This is a genomic window from Janthinobacterium sp. CG_23.3, from assembly GCF_046115965.1.
Lineage (GTDB): Bacteria > Pseudomonadota > Gammaproteobacteria > Burkholderiales > Burkholderiaceae_D > Janthinobacterium.
On the sequence record NZ_JBJXIB010000016.1, the window covers coordinates 1 to 18,955 of the forward strand.

Annotated in this window: 14 protein-coding genes; 7 read left to right on the forward strand and 7 right to left on the reverse strand. The window is 62.7% G+C overall.

Annotation, left to right across the window (positions count from 1 at the left end; genetic code table 11):
* Positions 1-148: 148 nt before the first annotated feature.
* The 3 genes from ACFDR9_RS06435 to ACFDR9_RS06445 all read left to right on the forward strand — a co-directional run bounded on the left by ACFDR9_RS06435 (position 149) and on the right by ACFDR9_RS06445 (position 2,584).
* Positions 149-454 (forward strand): hypothetical protein, encoded by a 306-nt coding sequence (locus ACFDR9_RS06435; protein WP_409030456.1) that lies wholly within the window; start codon positions 149-151, stop codon positions 452-454.
* Positions 451-1,314: a hypothetical protein gene (locus ACFDR9_RS06440; RefSeq protein ID WP_409030457.1), complete on the forward strand. Its 864-nt coding sequence runs from the start codon at positions 451-453 to the stop codon at positions 1,312-1,314. The genes ACFDR9_RS06435 and ACFDR9_RS06440 overlap by 4 nt, the downstream gene beginning before the upstream one ends.
* Positions 1,315-2,098: 784 nt before the next feature.
* On the forward strand, positions 2,099-2,584 hold the full coding sequence (locus ACFDR9_RS06445; protein WP_409030458.1) for a hypothetical protein: 486 nt from the start codon (positions 2,099-2,101) through the stop codon (positions 2,582-2,584).
* Between the two features lie 100 nt (positions 2,585-2,684).
* Here ACFDR9_RS06445 and ACFDR9_RS06450 read toward each other — a convergent pair whose 3' ends face one another.
* Entirely contained in the window at positions 2,685-6,050 is a 3,366-nt protein-coding gene (locus ACFDR9_RS06450; protein WP_409030459.1) for an EAL domain-containing protein, read from the reverse strand.
* Between the two features lie 353 nt (positions 6,051-6,403).
* Between ACFDR9_RS06450 and ACFDR9_RS06455 the strand changes: the two genes are divergently transcribed.
* Positions 6,404-6,967, forward strand: a complete 564-nt coding sequence (locus ACFDR9_RS06455; RefSeq protein WP_017875326.1) for a hemerythrin domain-containing protein — start codon at positions 6,404-6,406, stop codon at positions 6,965-6,967.
* Positions 6,968-6,986: 19 nt separating this feature from the next.
* Here the strand turns inward: ACFDR9_RS06455 and ACFDR9_RS06460 are convergent, their stop codons facing one another.
* Positions 6,987-7,757, reverse strand: coding sequence for a ParA family protein (locus ACFDR9_RS06460; protein ID WP_017875325.1), 771 nt, complete (start codon positions 7,755-7,757; stop codon positions 6,987-6,989).
* A gap of 163 nt (positions 7,758-7,920) precedes the next feature.
* Complete coding sequence (locus tag ACFDR9_RS06465; RefSeq protein ID WP_081611756.1) at positions 7,921-8,382, reverse strand: bacteriohemerythrin; 462 nt, start codon at positions 8,380-8,382, stop codon at positions 7,921-7,923.
* Between the two features lie 334 nt (positions 8,383-8,716).
* Between ACFDR9_RS06465 and ACFDR9_RS06470 the strand changes: the two genes are divergently transcribed.
* The gene (locus tag ACFDR9_RS06470; RefSeq protein WP_409030460.1) at positions 8,717-10,231 is read left to right on the forward strand and encodes an AMP nucleosidase; all 1,515 of its coding nucleotides are present in this window, start codon (positions 8,717-8,719) and stop codon (positions 10,229-10,231) included.
* A gap of 113 nt (positions 10,232-10,344) precedes the next feature.
* On the opposite strand, the gene eno is transcribed toward ACFDR9_RS06470, so the two are convergent.
* The 4 genes from eno to ppc form a co-directional block, all read right to left on the reverse strand.
* The gene (gene eno / locus ACFDR9_RS06475; protein WP_409030461.1) at positions 10,345-11,628 is read right to left on the reverse strand and encodes a phosphopyruvate hydratase; all 1,284 of its coding nucleotides are present in this window, start codon (positions 11,626-11,628) and stop codon (positions 10,345-10,347) included.
* 108 nt (positions 11,629-11,736) lie between these two features.
* Positions 11,737-13,182 carry a pyruvate kinase gene (pyk, locus tag ACFDR9_RS06480; protein WP_017875321.1) on the reverse strand — a complete coding sequence of 482 codons (1,446 nt, stop codon included), beginning with the start codon at positions 13,180-13,182 and terminating at the stop codon, positions 11,737-11,739.
* A gap of 75 nt (positions 13,183-13,257) precedes the next feature.
* Positions 13,258-14,268, reverse strand: coding sequence for a type I glyceraldehyde-3-phosphate dehydrogenase (gene gap / locus ACFDR9_RS06485; protein WP_409030462.1), 1,011 nt, complete (start codon positions 14,266-14,268; stop codon positions 13,258-13,260).
* A gap of 66 nt (positions 14,269-14,334) precedes the next feature.
* A complete protein-coding gene (gene ppc, locus ACFDR9_RS06490; RefSeq protein ID WP_409030463.1) occupies positions 14,335-17,097 on the reverse strand; it encodes a phosphoenolpyruvate carboxylase in 2,763 nt (920 codons plus the stop codon).
* A gap of 496 nt (positions 17,098-17,593) precedes the next feature.
* Here ppc and ACFDR9_RS06495 point away from each other — a divergent pair, with 496 nt between their 5' ends.
* Both ACFDR9_RS06495 and ACFDR9_RS06500 read left to right on the forward strand, forming a co-directional pair.
* Positions 17,594-17,785: a Thivi_2564 family membrane protein gene (locus ACFDR9_RS06495; RefSeq protein WP_017875318.1), complete on the forward strand. Its 192-nt coding sequence runs from the start codon at positions 17,594-17,596 to the stop codon at positions 17,783-17,785.
* A gap of 152 nt (positions 17,786-17,937) precedes the next feature.
* The gene (locus ACFDR9_RS06500; RefSeq protein WP_409030464.1) at positions 17,938-18,921 is read left to right on the forward strand and encodes a hypothetical protein; all 984 of its coding nucleotides are present in this window, start codon (positions 17,938-17,940) and stop codon (positions 18,919-18,921) included.
* The last annotated feature ends 34 nt before the right edge of the window (positions 18,922-18,955 follow it).

Here is an 18,955-nt window from a genome sequence, read left to right on the forward strand (position 1 = left end):
CTGGCTTGGATTGAAGGATGTTCACGTGGCGGCGGAAACGATACGCACCCTACGCGAAATGGGGGCGCTCAAGAGTTGTGTATAACGAGGTGGGTTCAAAGTCACCGAGATTTATCGCAAGTATTACGATCCACTTCCAGAAAAATCGATGCGAGCCTTTCTGATGGTGATTGCGTCGCGTGAGGCCAAGACGATTTTCCTGGCCGACGCCTATCAGAAAGCGTATCGTACGCTCCCGGCTATGAAAGGACGGCCAAAAGACAAGTTTGATGGTTTTATAACGCATCCCGAGAACGCGTTGAAGCTGGTAAGAACAGGGGAAATCGAGGACGCCGCAAAAATTCTTGCGAGAAGAAAGCAATGGACTTCGCTCCCTACTGGCAGCGAAAACAATGACTTTACCAATGAAGATATGATGCAATCGTATCAAAAATTTATGAGCCAGATAAAATGAATTCCAGTAAATTCAAGCCAGTTATCGTGGTCCTAGCCGTTTCTTTTTTCACGGCTTGTTCAAGCAATTTGCACGCAGGGAGCGCTCAAGCCAGCTGTTCGGCCCTTTCCAGTACAAAGCAATCCACCACTGTTCTCTTGGACGAAAGTGGTCATAAAATTGATCATTTCAAATTTGATGCAGGAAACGCAAGCTTTTCATCGCTAAAAAACGATTTTATCTTCTCGAAGGCAAAATATAGACTGGTACTCTTCCCGGCAAGCCGCACCATTGAAAATGATTGTTCTTTGAGCGTGTGTGTGGAAACAAAAAAAATAAAGCCCCGCTGTGTACAATCGAACGAATACATCCTGTCAATTGGCATCAGTCCAGCCAAATTCGGACCGGAAACGTTCAGGACCGAGTTCGATTTGAAAATCGTTTCCCCGGAAGGTCCCGATATCAACCGTTCGGGTTTTTCTTTTCAGGAAATAATCGAAGGCACGATAGCGATGCCTTGGCTGTCGACCGTCAAATCGCCTCAGCTATCGGCTGCCGTTCTCTCTTTGTACAAGGCAGAATTGACAACTATTAAAATTCCCATTAAAAATTCTGGAATGGTGAGCTATAAATTTAGTGACTGGCAAATGGAATCCAAAGGAGGAAAGGATTTCGAGTTACTGCCAGGTAGCTGCAAGAGCGCCACCCTGCGGCCAAATACGACGTGCTCGGTCCAGATAAAAAAATTGGCAGTTGGTGTTCCTACGACGAGCATACTTGAATGGTGGAACAAATTTGAAGGAGAGGGTTTAAATATTCGACTTCAAATTGAAAAAATCAATGATAACAAGGCTGGGATAACTATCTACAATTCAGAGTAGGCTATGCCTGTATGCAATATTTCTGGAGTAGGCTATGCCTGATGGTATATTGCTTTGCATCGATATCGCAGAATTATCACGCATTACTTCCACACCCGGCGCTACATCCGGAGCGGCTCTAGTGCACGGCATCATCTGTGATCTAGCGGTCTCGGCAAGGTAGCAGCCGCAAGAGCGCTGCGGAGTAGTATGACTTGCTTTCGAAGATACTTAGGAAGCCAAGCGAGATATTATTGCACGGGATAGAGAATGAAATGTGCGCGGGCGGAGTTCTGATTATAGTGACGCCTCGCTAAAGTATTTGCAATTTCGCCATCGCACATACCCGATCAAGCCCTCGTACGACCACGGCGTGCTCAATTCCGGCAAGATCGACGAAAAATTGGTAAGCCGTCCCGGCCCGCCCACGAACACGACAACGGCTTCCTCGAAACGGCCCCGGATCATGAGCCAATTCGAACACCGACGATGGCAGACGAAAATGTATTTCAGATGACGGGCTATGCTTGACGGTGCTCTGTCGCGGAACCGACATGGTGACAAAAATATCCGATGCTGAGAATGGAATATTAGAGGAGTGTGGCTTGGGAACGCAATACATGAATTATGCCGTTTTTAGACGGCATGTAACGTGGGCATTGAAAAAACCACAAACAATAATGCTGACAGGATCTCCGTCGGATACGCCATCCACTTATTAATCCGAAGATAAATGATGAATAAAAAAAAATTTAAGAAATATTTTATATGCCTATGTGTATCATTATTACTAAATGGATGCGGAATGAAAGAACCAAAAGCTTCGACCGAAATTTCCGAACTAAATAAACTGGTTCAGGTTTCAATACCGATGAAATCTGTACAATGGGAAATATTGATGTGGCCTTACGACGACGGCTTTCTTCCCAGTAGCACCGAATTAATAACCTTAGTTGCCGAGTTTGAGCCGTCCGATCCGAAATGGTTCGGCACGGCAAAAGAGCCCATCAAACCACACCGTCTTGCGCCGGAAGCTGGACGGGCTTGGATGTCTCCCCAGTTTAAGACATTGCTAGCGGCGGAATACCTTGATACTACCAAATATAACTGCACGGGCTACAATTCAAAACTTATAAAGAGTGGCGATCCGGTTGATGGCTTCGTCTGTGAATCCGGTGGCCGCGGGTTTCTTTACCTGCGGCTTGCCGATTACTCACCGCAAGTTGAACCTGCCTCCAACGTTACCCCGGCGCCGCCTGAAACCAAGCAAATAAAAATCACCGAGAAATGAGTTCGGAATGATGAATTCTGTAACAACCCATACAATGAAGATGATGAGGTTTTCCAACAACCACGCGTTGGCGGACCTGGCGCGCGTGGGACGGCCCGGCCTACGCGGCGTCCGCCGTGGCAATGAAGGCGTCGAACTGCTCGGCCGATAACGGCCGGCTCAGCAGGTAGCCCTGGTAGGCGCCGCAACCGTGGCTGAGCAGGAAGTCGCGCTGGGCCTCGGTTTCGACGCCCTCGGCCATGACCGACAACCCCAGGCTCTGCCCCAGCGCGACGATGGTGCGCACAATGGCGGCGTCGTTCGGGTCGGTCAGTACGTCGGCGACAAACGACTGGTCGATTTTGAGCTGCTCCAGCGGCAGGCGCTTCAGGTAGCTCAGCGAAGAGTAGCCGGTGCCGAAGTCGTCCAACGAGAAACCGACGCCCCTGCCCTTTAGCGCCACCATTTTGGCGATCGTGACCTCGACGTCGTCGACCAGCAGGCTTTCGGTCAGCTCGAGTTTGAGCAGCGCCGGGTCGGCGCCACTGCTCGCCAGCACCGCCAGCACGTCCGCGACGAAATCCGGATGGCGCAGCTGGCGCGCGCTGACGTTGACTGCCACGCTGAGCCGCGCCGTCGCCGGCCACGCCGACCACGCCACCAGTTGCGCGCACGCCGTCTCCAGCACCCACTGGCCAAGCGCCAGGATCAAGCCGGTTTCCTCAGCCAGCGGAATGAACGCGGCCGGCGACACCACGCCGCGCTGCGGATGGCGCCAGCGCACCAGCGCCTCGGCGCCGGTGATGCGGCCGCCCTCGCCCAGCTGCGGCTGGTAGTGCAGGTAGAACTCGTCCCGCCGCAGCCCCTGGCGCAGGTCGGCCTCCAGCGCCACGCGGGCGTGCACCGCCACTTGCATCTGCGGGTCGAAGAAGCGCAGCGTGTTGCGCCCGGCCGCCTTGGCCTGGTACATCGCCAGGTCCGCGCGCTTGAGCAACTCGCCAACGTCGCCGTCGTGCTCGAACAGTGTGGCGCCAATGCTGCAACTGCTATGGTGCGCGCCACCCTTGAGCAGGTACGGCTGGTTTAACGCCAGCAGCAGGCGCTCGCCGATGGTGGTGGTCTGGGCCGCCGCCACCACCCGGTCCCGGCTCAGCTCTTCCACCATGACGACGAATTCGTCGCCGCCAAAGCGCGCCACGGTATCGCTGTCGTAGACCGCCGCCTGCAGCCGCGACGCCACTTGCTGCAGCAGCAGGTCGCCCTGGTCGTGGCCGAGGGTGTCGTTGAGCGTTTTGAAGTTGTCCAGGTCGATAAACAGCAGCGCGCCGGTGCGGCGGGCGCGGCCGCTGACCGCCATCGCGTGTAGCAGCCGGTCCAGCATCAGGCGCCGGTTCGGCAGCCCGGTCAACGCGTCGTAGAACGCCAGGTACTGGATTTCCCGTTCGGCCGCCTTACGCTCGGTGATGTCGGTGTCGATCGACATGATGGCCTTGGGCCGGCCGTCGTCCTCGCTGACCAGGGTCCAGCGCACCTCCACCGTCAGCGCGCTGCCGTCCTTGCCGCGGCGGGTCACTTCGCCGCTCCATTCGCCGCTGCGCAGCACGATGGCGGTGGCGGCCTCGAGGGCGTCCTCGTCGTCGTCGAGCAAGGCGTCGACCGAGCGGCCCAGCACCTCGTCCTGCGACCATCCATACAGGCGCTGCGCGCTCTTATTCCAATACAGCACGCGCTGGTCGACGCTGCGCACGATGATGGCGTCGCGCGCCTGGTCCAGCAGCGAGGCCTGGTCGCGCATGTGCGCCTGGATGCGGCGTTGCGCGTCGCGCACGCGGATGTTGCCGACGCCGAAGGCGAGGTTGTCGGCCAGCTCGCCGAGCAGCCCGATTTCGCGCGCCGGGTCGCCGAACGGCTCGCCGGAATACAGCGCCAGCAGGCCGAAGCAGCGCTGCCCGTCGCGCAGCGGCAGGTACGCCGCGGCCCGGTAACCCGCCGCCAGCGCGACCTTGACCCATGGCTGGCAGGCGTCCAATTGTTCCAGATGCTCCAGCAGCAGCGGCGCGGCGGCGCGCACCACCCGCCCGGCCGGGCATTCACCCGGCCCGGCGGCGGCGTCGGACCAGCTCAGCGTCATGCTGCGCAGATAATCCAGGTCGTCCTCGCCGGCGTGCGCTTCCACGCTGATGCTGCGCGCGGCGTCGTCGTTGGCGTAGCCGACCCAGGCCATGCGGTAGCCGCCGACGTCGACGGCGATGCGGCAGATGCGCTCGACCAGCGCCGCTTCGTTGCCCTCGCGGATCAAGGCCTCGTTGCAGCGGCTGAGCAGTTGTAACGCGCGGTTCGAGCGCACCAGCGCCAGCTCGGCGTGCTTGCGCGCCGAGATGTCGCGAAAATGCACCGCCAGCCCCTCGTCGGACGGATAGGCGTGGCCCTCCAGCCAGCGCGCCAGCGGCGCGTAGTATTCGACGAACTCGACCGCGCAGTTGTCGCGCAGCGCCCGGTGGTATGCGCCATACGAAACGCCGCCGACGGCCTCCCGGAACTCTTCCCACGCCACCTTGCCAAGCAGTTCGCCGCGACTGCGCTGCAGCAGCAGCTCGGCCTGCCGGTTCAGATAGGTGAAGCGCCACGCGTGGTCGAACGTGAAAAAGGCGTCGGTGATGCTTTCGAGCGTGGTGGTCAGGCGCGCGGCGAGGCGGTTGGCGCGCTCCTCGGCGCGCTTCTGGCCGCTGATGTCCTGCATCGCGCCGCGCACCCGCGTGATGACGCCGCCGTCGCCGCGCACGGCCTGGCCGAGCGCGCGCACCCACAGCCGGCGGCCGCCGGCGCTGACCACCTCCAGCTCCTCGTCGTAGGGCAGCCCCACTTGCGCGCAGCCCTCGAAGGCGGCGCGCAGCCGGGCGCGCGACTCCGGTACGCACAGGCCGATCGCCTGCTCGAAGCTGGGCGGCGGCCCCGGCGCCATATCAAACAGCGCGTAGATTTCCTCGGACCAGACCACCTGCCGCGAGGGCAGCTCCACTTCCCAGCCGCCCAGGTGGGCGATGCGCCCGGCGATGTGCACCAGCGCCTCGTTCTGGCGCAGCGTGCGCTGGCCGAGCTTGGATTCGGTGACGTCGTGTAGCGAGCCGGCGAGCAGGCGCTGGCCGCGCGCGTCCGTCTCCAAGCGGCCGCGCGCGTACAGGTGGCGCTGCTCGCCGTCCGGGCGCACGATGCGGTGCTCGCGGTTCAGCGCGGGGCCGCCGCGCAGTACGTCGGCGAACGCCTGGGCCAGGTCCGCGCGGTCGTCGGCGTGGACAAAGGCCAGGAAATCGTCGAGCGCGCGCGGAAAGCGCGACGGCGCGAGCGCCAGGATGCGACCGGCCTCGTCGGACCAGTGCTGGAAGGCGCCGGACGCCCGCATCTGCCAGTGGCCAAGGTAAAAGACCGGCTCGCCCTGCGGCAGTGAGGCCGCCGGCGGGCCTTGGGTGGAAAGATCCGACGATGCCATGGCGGGATTCGACCTCAGATGTTGAACAAGTTGGTTGAACGCTGAAATTGATTCCTTCCCAGTGTAGCAACTTCCCGTTTGCCGCACACGACATTCTCGCGGCATTGGCCGTTTACCAACGTCAACAACGGGACGCCGCCAGGCCGTCACAACATTACCGAGAAATAATTTGTATTGCAAACATTTGTAAGCAATTGTAACTGCGCCGGATGCGCCGGGATCGCAGGCGTAAGGTAATACGCGTTCGCATTAATTACCACAATGCTTTTTTGCGCACGTCGGACGCCTCGCCGCGGCGCGCAAATCCACGCCGAAGCGCAGGTCCCGGGGCACGTTGCAATGAAGGAAAAATCATGCTGACTGCCACCTATGCCCTGATGACCCTGTCGATCGAACAAAAAAGGGAGCGCAATTTCATCTCGCGCTTTCGCCACTACCTGCAGGTGAACGCCGGCGCGCCCCAGAAAATGGACCCGGTGCGGCTGGCCAACCAGCTCGACGAACTGACCCGTTTCGCCGAAATGCGCCACCAGCGCAAAGTCGAAGGCTGCCTGATGCCGGCCTTGCGCCAGGCGACCCACGACGCCGACACGCTGCTGGCGGACTTGGAGACGCTCAACCGGATCGGCCGCCACACGCTGGGCTCGGCGCGGCGGCGCCTGCGCTTGGCCTTTGCCGAGAGCGCGACGCATGTCAAGATGCTGTGTTTTACCCTGGAGCGCTACTGCGAGAACTTGCTGGAGCGCCTGGCGAAGGAAGAGCAGGAATTGCTGCCGCTGGCGCAGCGCGTCATCTCCAGCGAGCAATGGTTCGCCATCGGCACCACGTTCCTGTCGTACGACGCGGCGCAAAACGAGCGCCGGCGCAAATCCACGCTGCCGCGGCTGCGCTGGCACTCGCGCCCGCCGGCGTCGTAAGCGGCCGCGTAGCGCTTATTCAAGCCGCCTGCAACTCCGCATACAGCGCCAGAAATTCCTGGCTCATCTTATGGCGCGCGTCCAGATGCACCATGGGCAGGTTGCGGTCGTGCGACTCGCGTATCCTCACCGAGCTGGACAGCTTGTTCTCGAACACCGGCAAGCCCTCCGCCTTGAGTTCGTCGACCAGGCGCTGCGGCAGGCGCGCGCGCGGCTGGAACTGGTTCACCACGATGCCTTCGATTTCCAGCCGCGGATTATGGTCGGCCTTGATCTCGGCGACATTGGCGACCAGGGTGTAGAGCGCCTGGCGCGAAAAATCGTCGCAGTCGAACGGAATCAGGCAACGGTCGGCCGCGATCAGCGCCGACTGGGTGAAGAAATTGTAGGCCGGCGGCGTATCGACGAAAATTTCGTCATAATCATTGGCCAGTTCGTTGAGGGTGTCGCGCAGCTTGTAGATCTTGTGGCGCGACTCGAGTTTCGATTGCAACTCGCCGATTTCCGGGTGCGCCACCATGATCGACAGGTTCTCGAACGGCGTCGCGTGGACGAAGCTGGCCGCCGCCTTCGGGAACATCGTGAACGCCAGCATCTGCTCGAAATACGCCGCCATGGTCGGCGCCGTCTCGCGCGCCGCGTCGCCCAGCAGGTAGCGGCTCGAATTGCACTGCGGATCAATATCGATCAAAAGCGTCCTTTTCCCCTGGTGCGCCGCGATGGCGGCGAGGTTCACGGCGATGGTCGATTTGCCGACCCCGCCCTTTTGATTGAAGATCACACGTTTCATGGCATTCCAAGAAGATGATTGATTGCACGATTCTAGCAGAGTGCTGCGGTGCAGCAACGCGCTGCACCGTTCGCCAGATGTAAAAAGTGCAATATCACAACAACAATGCGCCGGCCGAGCCGTGTTTCCAACGCTCCGGCGCGCCGGAACGGGCGCCGACGCCCTATTCGAGCATGTTCAGCTTGAGCTGGCGCGACAACTCGGTGCGCAACAGCACGTCCGGCGGCGGCGCATGGTGGGTGCCGCTCATTTCCAGTCCCACCGCCAGGGCCAGGTCCATGCTCGACAGGTGCCCCAGGAACCAGCGCGGCAGGAAGCGCACGACGTCGCGCCCGGCCGCCGTCTCCCCTTGCAGCACGTCCGACTCGGCGTAACGCAAGCCGGCCATGACCCGCGCGTGCTGTTCGGCATGCTGGCGCCGGCCCGGAAAGCGGATCTTCTCCATCAGTCCCTCTTCCTCCCGGAAGTCTTGCTCGAGCGTGTCGATCAGGTCCAGGTAGGCCGCCGCGAATTGCTCGTCCGGCGCCGCGTCCAGGCGTTCGATCTGCCCAAGCAGGGCGCGGTGCGCCCGGTCCATCGCCGGCACCCCCAAGGCCATGTCTTCCGACCATCTGACTGTCTGCATTGCATCCCCCTTTTTTGCTTCGGTCTGGTTGCCGGCGCCGCTGCGCCGGCGCCAACATCCCCCAGTGTGGGCGTTGGCGCGTCCGAAATCCTTGATTGAAGTCAAAAATGGGGAAGCGAACTGAGGAACTTCAAAAGCGGCATCGCGATCCACCGCGTTTTTCTCCTCCTTGAGCGAGATCAAAGAATATCGGGCGTGGGCGACCACACTGGACTGGTACTGGCTACGGGACTGGCACGCGCCGCTTACTTCATTAGCAAACGTTGCCGCACGCAATCTTCGGCGCTGCCTTACAATAAAGGTGAACCGAGCCTTAACCTACAGGAGCCACCCATTGCATACGCCAGCCTTCATTGCATCGACCCGCTTCAACGATCCGCGCCTGGCGCTGGAACAGGTTCAAGCCATTTACCGCAGCAGCATCGAGCACCTGCGCGACGCGCTGCAGCGTTTCGTCGGCGGCGAGGACCTGAACGGGCGCACGCGCGCCTGCTATCCCTTCGTGCGCATCCAAACCGACACCGTGGCGCGCGCCGACTCGCGCCTGGCGTACGGCTTCGTGGCCGGCCCGGGCGTCTTTGAAACCACCGTCACGCGCCCCGACCTGTTCGCCGACTACTACTTGCAGCAGTTCACGCTGCTGCTGAAGAACCACAGCCGCGACCAGAACGTGCAACTGGAAGTGGGGGTGAGCGCGCAGCCGATCCCGGTGCACTTCTCGTTCGCCGAGCACGACCACATCGAGGGCAATATGTCGCCCGAGCGGCGCATGGCGATGCGCGACATGTTCGACCTGCCGGACCTGGCGGCGATGGACGACGGCATCGCCAACGGCACCATGGAAATCGCGCCTGGCGCGGCCCAGCCGCTGGCGCTGTTCACGGCGCCGCGGGTCGACTACTCGCTGCAACGCCTGCGCCACTACAGCGGCACCGCGCCGCAGCACTTCCAGAACTACATCCTGTTTACCAACTACCAGTTTTACATCGACGAATTCGTGCGCCTGGGGCACGAGATGATGGGCCGGCCGGTCGATCCGCTGGCCGAAAGCGAGGACGACGGCTACATCGCCTTCGTCGAGCCGGGCAACGTCACCACGCGGCGCGCCGGTTGCGCCGTCGACCCCGAGGACGCCTTCGGCGCGGCGCCGCCACGGCTGCCGCAGATGCCGGCCTACCACCTGGTGCGCGCCGACGGCAGCGGCATCACGATGGTCAACATCGGCGTCGGCCCGGCCAACGCCAAAACCATCACCGACCACATCGCCGTGCTGCGCCCGCACGCCTGGCTCATGTTGGGCCACTGCGCCGGCCTGCGCAACACCCAGAACCTGGGCGACTACGTGCTGGCCCACGCCTACGTGCGCGAAGACCACGTGCTCGACGAGGATTTGCCGCTGTGGGTGCCGATCCCGCCGCTGGCCGAGGTGCAGCAGGCGCTGGAGGCGGCCGTGGCCGAGGTGACGCAGCTGACCGGTTACGATTTGAAGCGCATCATGCGCACCGGCACCGTGGCCAGCACCGACAACCGCAACTGGGAATTGCTGCCGCATCGCACGCCGGAGCGGCGCTTCAGCCAGAGCCGGGCGATTGCGCTGGACATGGAAAGCGCGACCATCGCCGCCAACGGTTTCCGCTTCAGGGTGCCGTACGGCACGCTGCTGTGCGTCAGCGACAAGCCGCTGCACGGCGAGATCAAGCTGCCGGGCATGGCCAACCACTTCTACCGCGAGCGCGTCGACCAGCATTTGCGCATTGGGATCCGGGCGCTGGCGCTGCTGCGCCAGCAAGGCATCGACCAGCTGCACAGCCGTAAGCTGCGCAGCTTCGCCGAGGTGGCGTTCCAGTAGCGGTTTGGTGGCGGAATAAAAAACCAAGGGCGTCAAACCGGGGTCGGACCTGAAGCTCCGACCCCGGCTCGACGCCCTTGGTGTATTTTGGCGCCGTCGGCGCCTTGATGCCGTTACGACTTGATGTTGAAGGCGTCGCGGCCGGCGTACGAGGTGGCGATGCCCAGTTCTTCTTCGATGCGCAGCAGCTGGTTGTACTTGGCCATGCGGTCCGAACGCGACATCGAGCCGGTTTTGATTTGCAGCGCGTTGGTGCCGACGGCGATGTCGGCGATGGTCGAGTCTTCCGTCTCGCCGGAGCGGTGCGAAATGACGGCGGTGTAACCGGCGCGCTTGGCCATTTCAATCGCGGCGAAAGTTTCGGTCAAGGTGCCGATCTGGTTGATCTTGATCAGGATCGAGTTGGCGATGCCCTTCTGGATGCCCTCTTTCAGGATCGTCGTGTTGGTCACGAACAGGTCGTCGCCGACCAGTTGCACCTTCTTGCCCAGCGCTTCGGTCAGAATCGCCCAGCCTTCCCAGTCGCCTTCGGCCATCGCGTCTTCGATCGAGATGATCGGGTACTTGTCGCACCAGCTCGCCAACAACGCGGTGAAGCCGGTTGCCGTCAGGCTCAGGCCCTCGCCTTCCAGTTCATACTTACCGTTCTTGTAGAACTCGCTGGCGGCGCAGTCCAGGCCCAGCGCGATCTGCGTGCCCGGCTGGTAGCCGGCTTCCTCGATCGCCTGGATGATCAGCTTGATGGCTTCCTCGTGGCTGGCCACCGACGGCGCGAAACCGCCCTCGTCGCCGACCGCCGTGGTCAAGCCCTTTTTCTGCAAGATCTTCTTGAGCGTGTGGAACACCTCGGCGCCGTAGCGAATCGCCTCCTTGAAGGTGGGCGCGCCGACCGGGATAATCATGAACTCTTGAATATCGAGGTTGTTGTCGGCGTGCGCGCCACCGTTGATGACGTTCATCATCGGCACAGGCATGCGCATCTCGGCGGAGCCGCCGAAATAGCGGTACAAGGGCAGCCCGGCTTCCTGCGCGGCCGCCTTGGCGACTGCCATCGACACGGCCAGCATGGCGTTGGCGCCCAGGTTGCTCTTGTTGTCGGTGTTGTCCAGGTCGATCAGCATGCGGTCCAGGAAAGCTTGTTCGTGCGCTTCCAGGCCGGTGACGACGTCGGCGATGACGGTGTTGATGTTTTCAACGGCCTTCAGCACGCCCTTGCCGAAATAGCGCTTCGGGTCGCCGTCGCGCAGCTCGATCGCTTCGCGCGAACCGGTCGACGCGCCCGACGGCACGGCCGCCCGGCCGGTGGCGCCGGATTCGAGCAACACGTCGCATTCCACGGTCGGATTGCCGCGCGAGTCGATGATTTCACGGCCGGTCACTTCTACGATAACGCTCATTGTTCTGTACTCCAGTGTAATTCGTTGATTATATGGTTGCTTCTTTTTTAGGCCGGATCACGCCTTGCCAATCCGGCCCACGGTACTCATATGCGGCGGCACTTTAACTCAGTGCTGGCCGATCTTCGTAATTTTAAGCGAATTGGTGCCGCCCACCTGGCCCATCGGCTCGCCCCAGGTCATGACGACGGTGTCGCCGCGCTCGACCAGGCGGTGTTCCAGCAGCAGGTCTTCGGCCGCTTTCAGCACCGCGTCGCGGTCGTTCGATTGGATCAGGTTCAGCGTGCTGACGTTGCGATACAGCGCCAGCTTGCGCTGGGTCGACACGCTTTGGGTCAGCGCGACGATCGGCACGTCGATATGGTGGCGGCTCATCCACAGCGCCGTCGAACCGGACTCGGTCAGCGTGGCGATCGCTTTCACGCGCAAATGGTGCGCCGTGAACAGCGCGCCGTAGGCGATCGACTGGTCGATGCGGGTAAACGTCATGTTCAAGAAGTCGGCGTCGAGCTTGCAGCTGTCCCATTTTTCCGCGTCCAGGCAGATCGCGGCCATCGCCTCCACCGTTTCAACCGGATACCGGCCGGACGCCGTTTCGGCCGAGGTCATGACGGCGTCGGTGCCGTCCAGCACGGCGTTGGCGACGTCGGACACTTCGGCGCGGGTCGGCACGGCGTTGACGATCATCGACTCCATCATTTGCGTGGCGGTGATGGCCAGCTTGTTGGACGCGCGCGCCATCTTGATCATGCGCTTTTGCAGCGCCGGCACGGCCGCGTTGCCCACTTCCACCGCCAAATCGCCGCGCGCGACCATGATGCCGTCGGACGCGTCGAGGATTTCCTGCAGCGCGGGAATCGCCTCGGCGCGCTCGATCTTGGCGATCATCAAAGGCTTGTGGTCGTACTGTTCGCCGGCGATGTTGGCCAGCTGGCGCGCCATCACCATGTCGGTGGCGTTTTTCGGGAAGGAAATGGCCAGGTAGTCGGCCTGGAAGCTCATCGCCGTCTTGATGTCTTCCATGTCTTTCGCCGTCAGCGCCGGCGCGGTCAGGCCGCCGCCCTGGCGGTTGATGCCCTTGTTGTTCGACAGCTCGCCGCCGATGCGCACGGTGCAGTGGATGGCGCTGCCGATGATCTTGTCGACGACCATCACGATCAAGCCGTCGTTGAGCAAGAGCACGTCGGCGTTCTTCAGGTCGCGCGGCAGTTCCTTGTAGTCGAGGCCGACGCGTTCCTGGTTGCCCAGTTCGCCGTTTTCGCCCCACTTGGCGTCGAGGATGAACTTGTCGCCGTTTTCCAGCTGGATCTTATTGTTTTCGAACTTGCCGACGCGGATCTTCGGACCCTGCATGTCGGCCATGATGGCCACTTCGCGGCCGCAATAGGCCGCCGCCTCGCGCACCATGGCGGCGCGGTCGATGTGGTCCTGCGCCTTGCCGTGCGAAAAGTTCAAGCGCACGACGTTGACGCCGGCCTTGAACATCTTGATGAGGGTTTGCAGGTCGTTGGACGCCGGTCCGACGGTGGCTACAATTTTTGTCGCGCGTTGCATAGGGCTTTGCATGGCTTTAGCGGCACGGGCCAGGGCTGGCGTGCCGTCCTTTCTGTAGATGGTGGAGTGGCGGGTTTATTGCGCTGCCATCAAGGCAACGGTGGTGTCGAGCATGCGGTTCGAGAAACCCCATTCGTTGTCGTACCACGACGATACTTTCACCAGGCGGCCCGATACCTTGGTCAGCGTCGAATCGAAATTCGACGACGCCGGGTTGTGGTTGAAGTCGATCGACACCAGCGGCTCGGTCTGGTAGGTCAGAATGCCCTTCAGTTCGCCTTCCGAGGCGGCCTTCAGCAGCGCGTTGACTTCGTCGACGGTGGTGTCGCGCTTGGCGATGAAGGACAGGTCGACCAGCGACACGTTGATGGTCGGCACGCGAATGGCGAAACCGTCCAGCTTGCCGTTCAACTCGGGCAGCACCAGGCCGACCGCGGCGGCGGCGCCGGTCTTGGTCGGGATCATGCTCATCGTGGCCGAACGGGCGCGGCGCAGGTCTTCGTGCATCACGTCGGACAGCACCTGGTCGTTGGTGTAGGCGTGGATGGTGGTCATCAGGCCGGTTTCGATGCCGATGGCGTCGTTGAGCGGCTTGACCAGCGGCGCCAGGCAATTCGTGGTGCAGGAGGCGTTCGAGATGACGGTGTCGGACGCTTTCAACACGGCGTGGTTGACGCCGTAGACGATGGTGGCGTCGACGTCCTTGCCACCCGGCGCCGAAATGATCACTTTCTTGGCGCCGCCGACCAGATGAGCCGAGGCCTTTTCCTTGGTGGTGAAAAAACCGGTGCACTCGAGCACGACGTCCACGCCCAGCTCGCCCCACGGGATTTCCGCGGGATTGCGCTGCGCGAACACGCGGATGGTGTCGCCGTTGACGATCATGTTGTCGCCTTCGACCGTGACGGTGCCGGGGAACTTGCCGTGCGCCGTGTCGTAGCGCGTCAGGTGGGCGTTCGACTTGGCGTCGCCCAGGTCGTTGATGGCGACGATCTGGATGTCTTGCCGCTTGCCGCCTTCGTAGAATGCGCGCAAGACATTGCGGCCGATGCGGCCATAACCGTTGATTGCAACTTTGATCGTCATGCTGTCTCCTATATATCTATTGTTAAGGCGCTGATACGCCGCTGGCTTTCATTGCATTGCTAACTACTAGCCGCTGTTGCGCAGGCCGGCGGCGATGCCGTTGATCGACAAATGGATGCCGGTGCGGGCCTTGTCGTCCTGGCGCCCGTCGCGGAAGCGCTGCAGCAACTCGACCTGCAAGTGGTTTAGCGGATCGATGTAGGGGAAGCGGTGGCGGATCGAGCGCTGCATCAGCGGATTGGCCTGCTGCAGTTCCTCTTGCCCGGTGATGAGCTTGAGCGCGTCCAGCGTGCGCGTGTGCTCGGCGCGGATGCGCTCGAAAATCGCTACGCGCAGCGCCGCGTCCTTGACCAGCGCCGCGTACTTGCCGGCGATGGCGATGTCGCTCTTGGCCAACACCATGTCCATGTTCGACAGCAGCGAGGTGAAGAACGGCCAGTCGCGGTACATTTCGCGCAGCAGCGCCGGGCCGTCGGCCGGATGCGCCGCCAGGTAATGCCGCACCGCCGAACCGAAGCCGTACCAGCCCGGCAGCATCAGGCGGCACTGGGCCCAACTGAGCACCCAGGGAATGGCCCGCAGATCCTCGATCGACGTCGATTTCTTGCGCGAGGCCGGGCGGCTGCCGATGTTCAGCGCGGCGATCTCGGCGATGACGGTCGATTCCCAGAAATATTTCTCGAAGCCGTCGGTCTCGTACACCAGCGAACGGTAGGAGCGCAGCGCTTCGCCCGACAATTCCTCCATCGCGCCCAGGTAGGCGCCGCTCGGCTCGGGCCGCTGCGGATGCAGCAGGCTCGCTTCGATCGTCGCGGCGGCCAGCACCTCCAGGTTGCGCCGGCCCACTTCCGGGTTGGCGTACTTGGCGGTGATGACTTCGCCCTGCTCGGTCAGGCGGATCTGGCCCTGCACGGCGCCGGCCGGCTGCGCCAGGATCGCCTCGTAGCTCGGCCCGCCGCCGCGGCCGACGGAGCCGCCGCGGCCGTGGAACAGGCGCAATTGAATGCGGTGTTGCTTGAACACCGACACCAGGTCGATTTCGGCCTTGTAAAGTTCCCAGCCGGAGGTCAGGAAGCCGCCGTCCTTGTTGCTGTCCGAATAGCCCAGCATGACTTCCTGCTGGTTGCCGCGCGACTCCAGCAGGCGCCGGTACAAGGGCAAGCCGAAGGCGCGCGCCATGATGTCCGGACCGGCGCGCAAGTCGTCGATGGTTTCAAACAGGGGAATGATGTTGACGTCGAGGGTGCCGTCCTGCTGGCTCAGCAAGCCCACTTCCTTCAGCAGCAAGGCCACCTCAAGCAAGTCGGAGACGCTGGCGGCCTTCGAAATGATGCAGTTCGGCACCGATTCGGGGCCGTATGTGCGGTGCGCTTCCTTGATCGCGCGGAAGATGTCCAGCTCGGACAGCGTTTCCTCGGAATACGTCTGGTATGGGGACACCAGCAGGCGCGGCGAACCCAGCTCGGACAGCAGCAGGTCGACGCGCTGGTCTTCCGGCAAGCCCTGGTAGGCCAGGCCCGGGCGCACGCTGGCGAACAGCTCGCCGATGACGCGCTCGTGCACGTCGGAGTTCTGGCGCAGGTCGAGCGGCGCCAGGCTGAAGCCGAACACCTTGACGGCGCGGCGGATCTGCCGCAGGCGGCCGCGGGCCAGCGTGCGCAAGCCGTTGTGGACCAGCGACTGGTGGACGACGTCTAATTCGGCCAGCAACTCGGCGGCCGACGCGTACGGCGCCTCGGCGGCGTTGGCGCCGGCTGCGCGCGGCGCCCCGGCGCCGGCCGCCATGCCGGCGCGGGTCGCCTCGACGCGGGCGTGGATGCCGTAGATGGCGCGACGGTACGGCTCGTCGAGGCGGTGCGGCGACTGGTCGGCCGAGCGCTCGGCCAGTTGGCGCAGCGCGCCGGTGCAGGCGTTGAGCTTTTCGGCCAGCGACAGTTGCGAGGCCAGCTTGTGCAGTTCGCCCAGGTAGAAGTCGAGCGCCTTGTCGGATTGGCGTTGCAGCGTGCTGCGCAGCACCGCGGCGGTGACGAAGGGATTGCCGTCGCGGTCGCCGCCGATCCAGCTGCCGACCTTCATAAAGGTCGGCAATTCGGTGTCGACCCAGCGCTCGTCCCGCTGCGCCAACATGGTCTCCAGCGACGAATACATCTGCGGCAATTCGGTCAAAATCGTGTGGTCGAAGAAGGACAGGCCGTTTTCCACCTCGTCCATCACCGACAGCTTGGTGTTGCGCAACAGGCGGGTTTGCCACAGCGTCATAATGCCGCGGCTGAGCGCCTCCTCGTTGTGGGCGGCCTCCTCCGGCGTCATCTGGTAGCGGTCGCGCTCGTTCAACAGGCGCGCGATCGACATTTGGCAATTCAGAATGCTCTTGCGCTGCACTTCGGTCGGATGGGCGGTAAACACCGGGCCGACGTAGGCGTCGTCGAAAAAGCCGAGCAGGGCGTCGCCCTGGTCGGCGGCGTACACCTTGCCGACCGCGTTCGCCAGGCTGCCCTGGCGCGGCTTGGAGCCGGCGATCAAATGGGCGCGGGTGCGGCGGATGTGGTGTTGGTCTTCAGCAATATTGGCCAGCAGCGAGAAGTAGCTGAAGGCGCGGATCAGTTGCGTGCTTTCCTCTTGCGACAGCGCCTGTAGCGAATCGGCCAGCTGGCCGCGGGCCTGCTCGTCGTTGTCGCGCCGGAAACGAATCGCCAGTTGGCGCACGTTTTCAATGCGCTCGTAAGCCACCTCGCCCAGATGGCTGCGGATCGCATCGCCAAGCAGGCGACCCAGTTGCCGGATATCGCCGCTCAGCAGCTCGTCTTTCACTTCGTCTATAGATTGCATATCTACCACTTTGAAGGGCCCGGTCCGAAGCCGCGCGCCGCCAGTCTGACGGCGCGTCGTGCCCCCGGCGCCGACGCCCGGTTTAAAAGCTCACACGGCCGCAAGGCGCAAAAATCGGAGACACCGGACAGAATGATTTTTACAGCAACGCGACACACTATGATTCATATTTGTAGGATATTTACATCGAAAAGCCGCAAGCTCCGTGGCCGCCGCACCCGCTTTACCCGGTTTGAGCGGCCATATGGCGCTCAAAGCAGGCTGGTCAGCTACGTTAATGAAAATTTACTACGTATTTTAGGTAAAAGCAACCAGCTTCCGTAATGATTCCGACAAAAACCATACGCGCGGCGTGATGTTGCCTGCCCGGCGGTGGTGAATGCCGCGGCGTTGGCCCGGCCGGCGCCGCTATGTGCCCTAGCGAACGGTGAAGTGATTCCTTTAGCGCTATCGTGGCTTTGTTCTCTCCACAATATCGCATCCCTAGAGGAAAAAAATGAACGTCATCATCACCCTCATCGTCTACCTCGTGGTATTCGGGCTCATCTGGTGGCTCATCAGCATGCTGCCCCTGCCCGCGCCGGTAGGCCAAATCGTCCGCGTGCTCTTCATTATCTTGTTGATCTTGATCGTCTTGTCGGTGTTCGGCATTATTCCAGGCGGTTATCTGCCGCGTCTGAACCTGTAGCGTACGCCCGGCGCGTATCAACAAGCCCGGCCTTCGCGCCGGGCTTTTTTCGTCCGCGACCCGGCAAGCAAGCCCCTGTGTGGGCCGGCGAACGGAACATGGACGTGAAACGGCTAGCATGAAGCCATACGACCAACCGCGCGAGGCGCTCCATGATGCCCTTTCCCTCCCCTGTGACGCCGTCCGGCGTTGCCGCGGCGGCTCCCTTGCCGCCGACTGCGCCGCTCGGTTCGAACGCCGCCGCCGCGTCCGTGGCGCCGGCCGTGGTGGAATCGAGCACCGTTGAATTGTCCCGGCTCGGCCTGTTCATGTCTTCGCTGGCGCTGGCGCGCAAGCGTTTGGCCGACCAGCGCGTGGCCACCGCCGCCGATGCCGGCGCGCGCGCTTCGGCGACCGCGTCGGCGGACGCCGAAGCGGCGGGCCAGGAACTGGCGCAGGCGTTCAACGTGTTGCGCGCCGGCGGCGTCGAGGCCAGCCGTACGCCGGCCGACGTTTTGCTGGAGGCACGGTTGCTGCACACCTTCACGCAGCCCGACAACGACTCGGCGGCCGCCTTCTTTACCTTGCCGCAGCCTAAACCGAGCGTTGCTCCCACGCCCGCCGGCGTCGACGCGGCGCGCCTGCGCGTCGACGTGCAGGCGCTGCGCGCCGCCGCCGAGGCCGACCCGCGCCAAACGCTAGCGCGGCTAGAGCGCACCGCCGAGCAGTTTGCCGAGCTGGGCGCCGCACTCGCGCGGCCCGCCAGCGACATCGCCGCCGCTGTTAGCGCGTCCGTCGCCGCCGGCGGCGTCGTCAATATCCCCGACGACAGCGCGGCGGACGCCGTCCAGCTCCCGTCCGTCGAAGTGGCAGCGCCGCCGCGAACCGATATTGCCCAACGCGAGCGGGCTGCGGCGGCCGCGCCGGTCCTGGCGCCACCACCGGACATCGACCATGCCAAGCTGCTGGCGCGCGACCCCGCCGTCGCGGCCGCCCTCGCCGCCTACCACCTCAACCAAGGCCCGTTCAGAACCGCCACCAACATCGAGCCGGCGGCGCCAAGCCGCGCCAGGGTGCCAGCCGTCGCGCCGGTGCAGGCCGTTACCCCGGTTGCGGCAATCGGCGACGCCCGCAGCGACACGGGGCCGCGCACCTGACGCGGCCCCGCGTTGTAATCGCACTCCGACACCA

Bases quoted from the DNA above. Each gene is read 5' to 3' on its own strand.
- ACFDR9_RS06435 (WP_409030456.1), top strand. From the start codon at position 149: ATGCGAGCCTTTCTGATGGTGATTGCGTCGCGTGAGGCCAAGACGATT.
- ACFDR9_RS06440 (WP_409030457.1), top strand. From the start codon at position 451: ATGAATTCCAGTAAATTCAAGCCAGTTATCGTGGTCCTAGCCGTTTCT.
- ACFDR9_RS06445 (WP_409030458.1), top strand. From the start codon at position 2,099: ATGAAAGAACCAAAAGCTTCGACCGAAATTTCCGAACTAAATAAACTG.
- ACFDR9_RS06450 (WP_409030459.1), bottom strand. From the start codon at position 6,050: ATGGCATCGTCGGATCTTTCCACCCAAGGCCCGCCGGCGGCCTCACTG.
- ACFDR9_RS06455 (WP_017875326.1), top strand. From the start codon at position 6,404: ATGCTGACTGCCACCTATGCCCTGATGACCCTGTCGATCGAACAAAAA.
- ACFDR9_RS06460 (WP_017875325.1), bottom strand. From the start codon at position 7,757: ATGAAACGTGTGATCTTCAATCAAAAGGGCGGGGTCGGCAAATCGACC.
- ACFDR9_RS06465 (WP_081611756.1), bottom strand. From the start codon at position 8,382: ATGCAGACAGTCAGATGGTCGGAAGACATGGCCTTGGGGGTGCCGGCG.
- eno (WP_409030461.1), bottom strand. From the start codon at position 11,628: ATGAGCGTTATCGTAGAAGTGACCGGCCGTGAAATCATCGACTCGCGC.
- pyk (WP_017875321.1), bottom strand. From the start codon at position 13,182: ATGCAACGCGCGACAAAAATTGTAGCCACCGTCGGACCGGCGTCCAAC.
- gap (WP_409030462.1), bottom strand. From the start codon at position 14,268: ATGACGATCAAAGTTGCAATCAACGGTTATGGCCGCATCGGCCGCAAT.
- ppc (WP_409030463.1), bottom strand. From the start codon at position 17,097: ATGCAATCTATAGACGAAGTGAAAGACGAGCTGCTGAGCGGCGATATC.
- ACFDR9_RS06495 (WP_017875318.1), top strand. From the start codon at position 17,594: ATGAACGTCATCATCACCCTCATCGTCTACCTCGTGGTATTCGGGCTC.
- ACFDR9_RS06500 (WP_409030464.1), top strand. From the start codon at position 17,938: ATGATGCCCTTTCCCTCCCCTGTGACGCCGTCCGGCGTTGCCGCGGCG.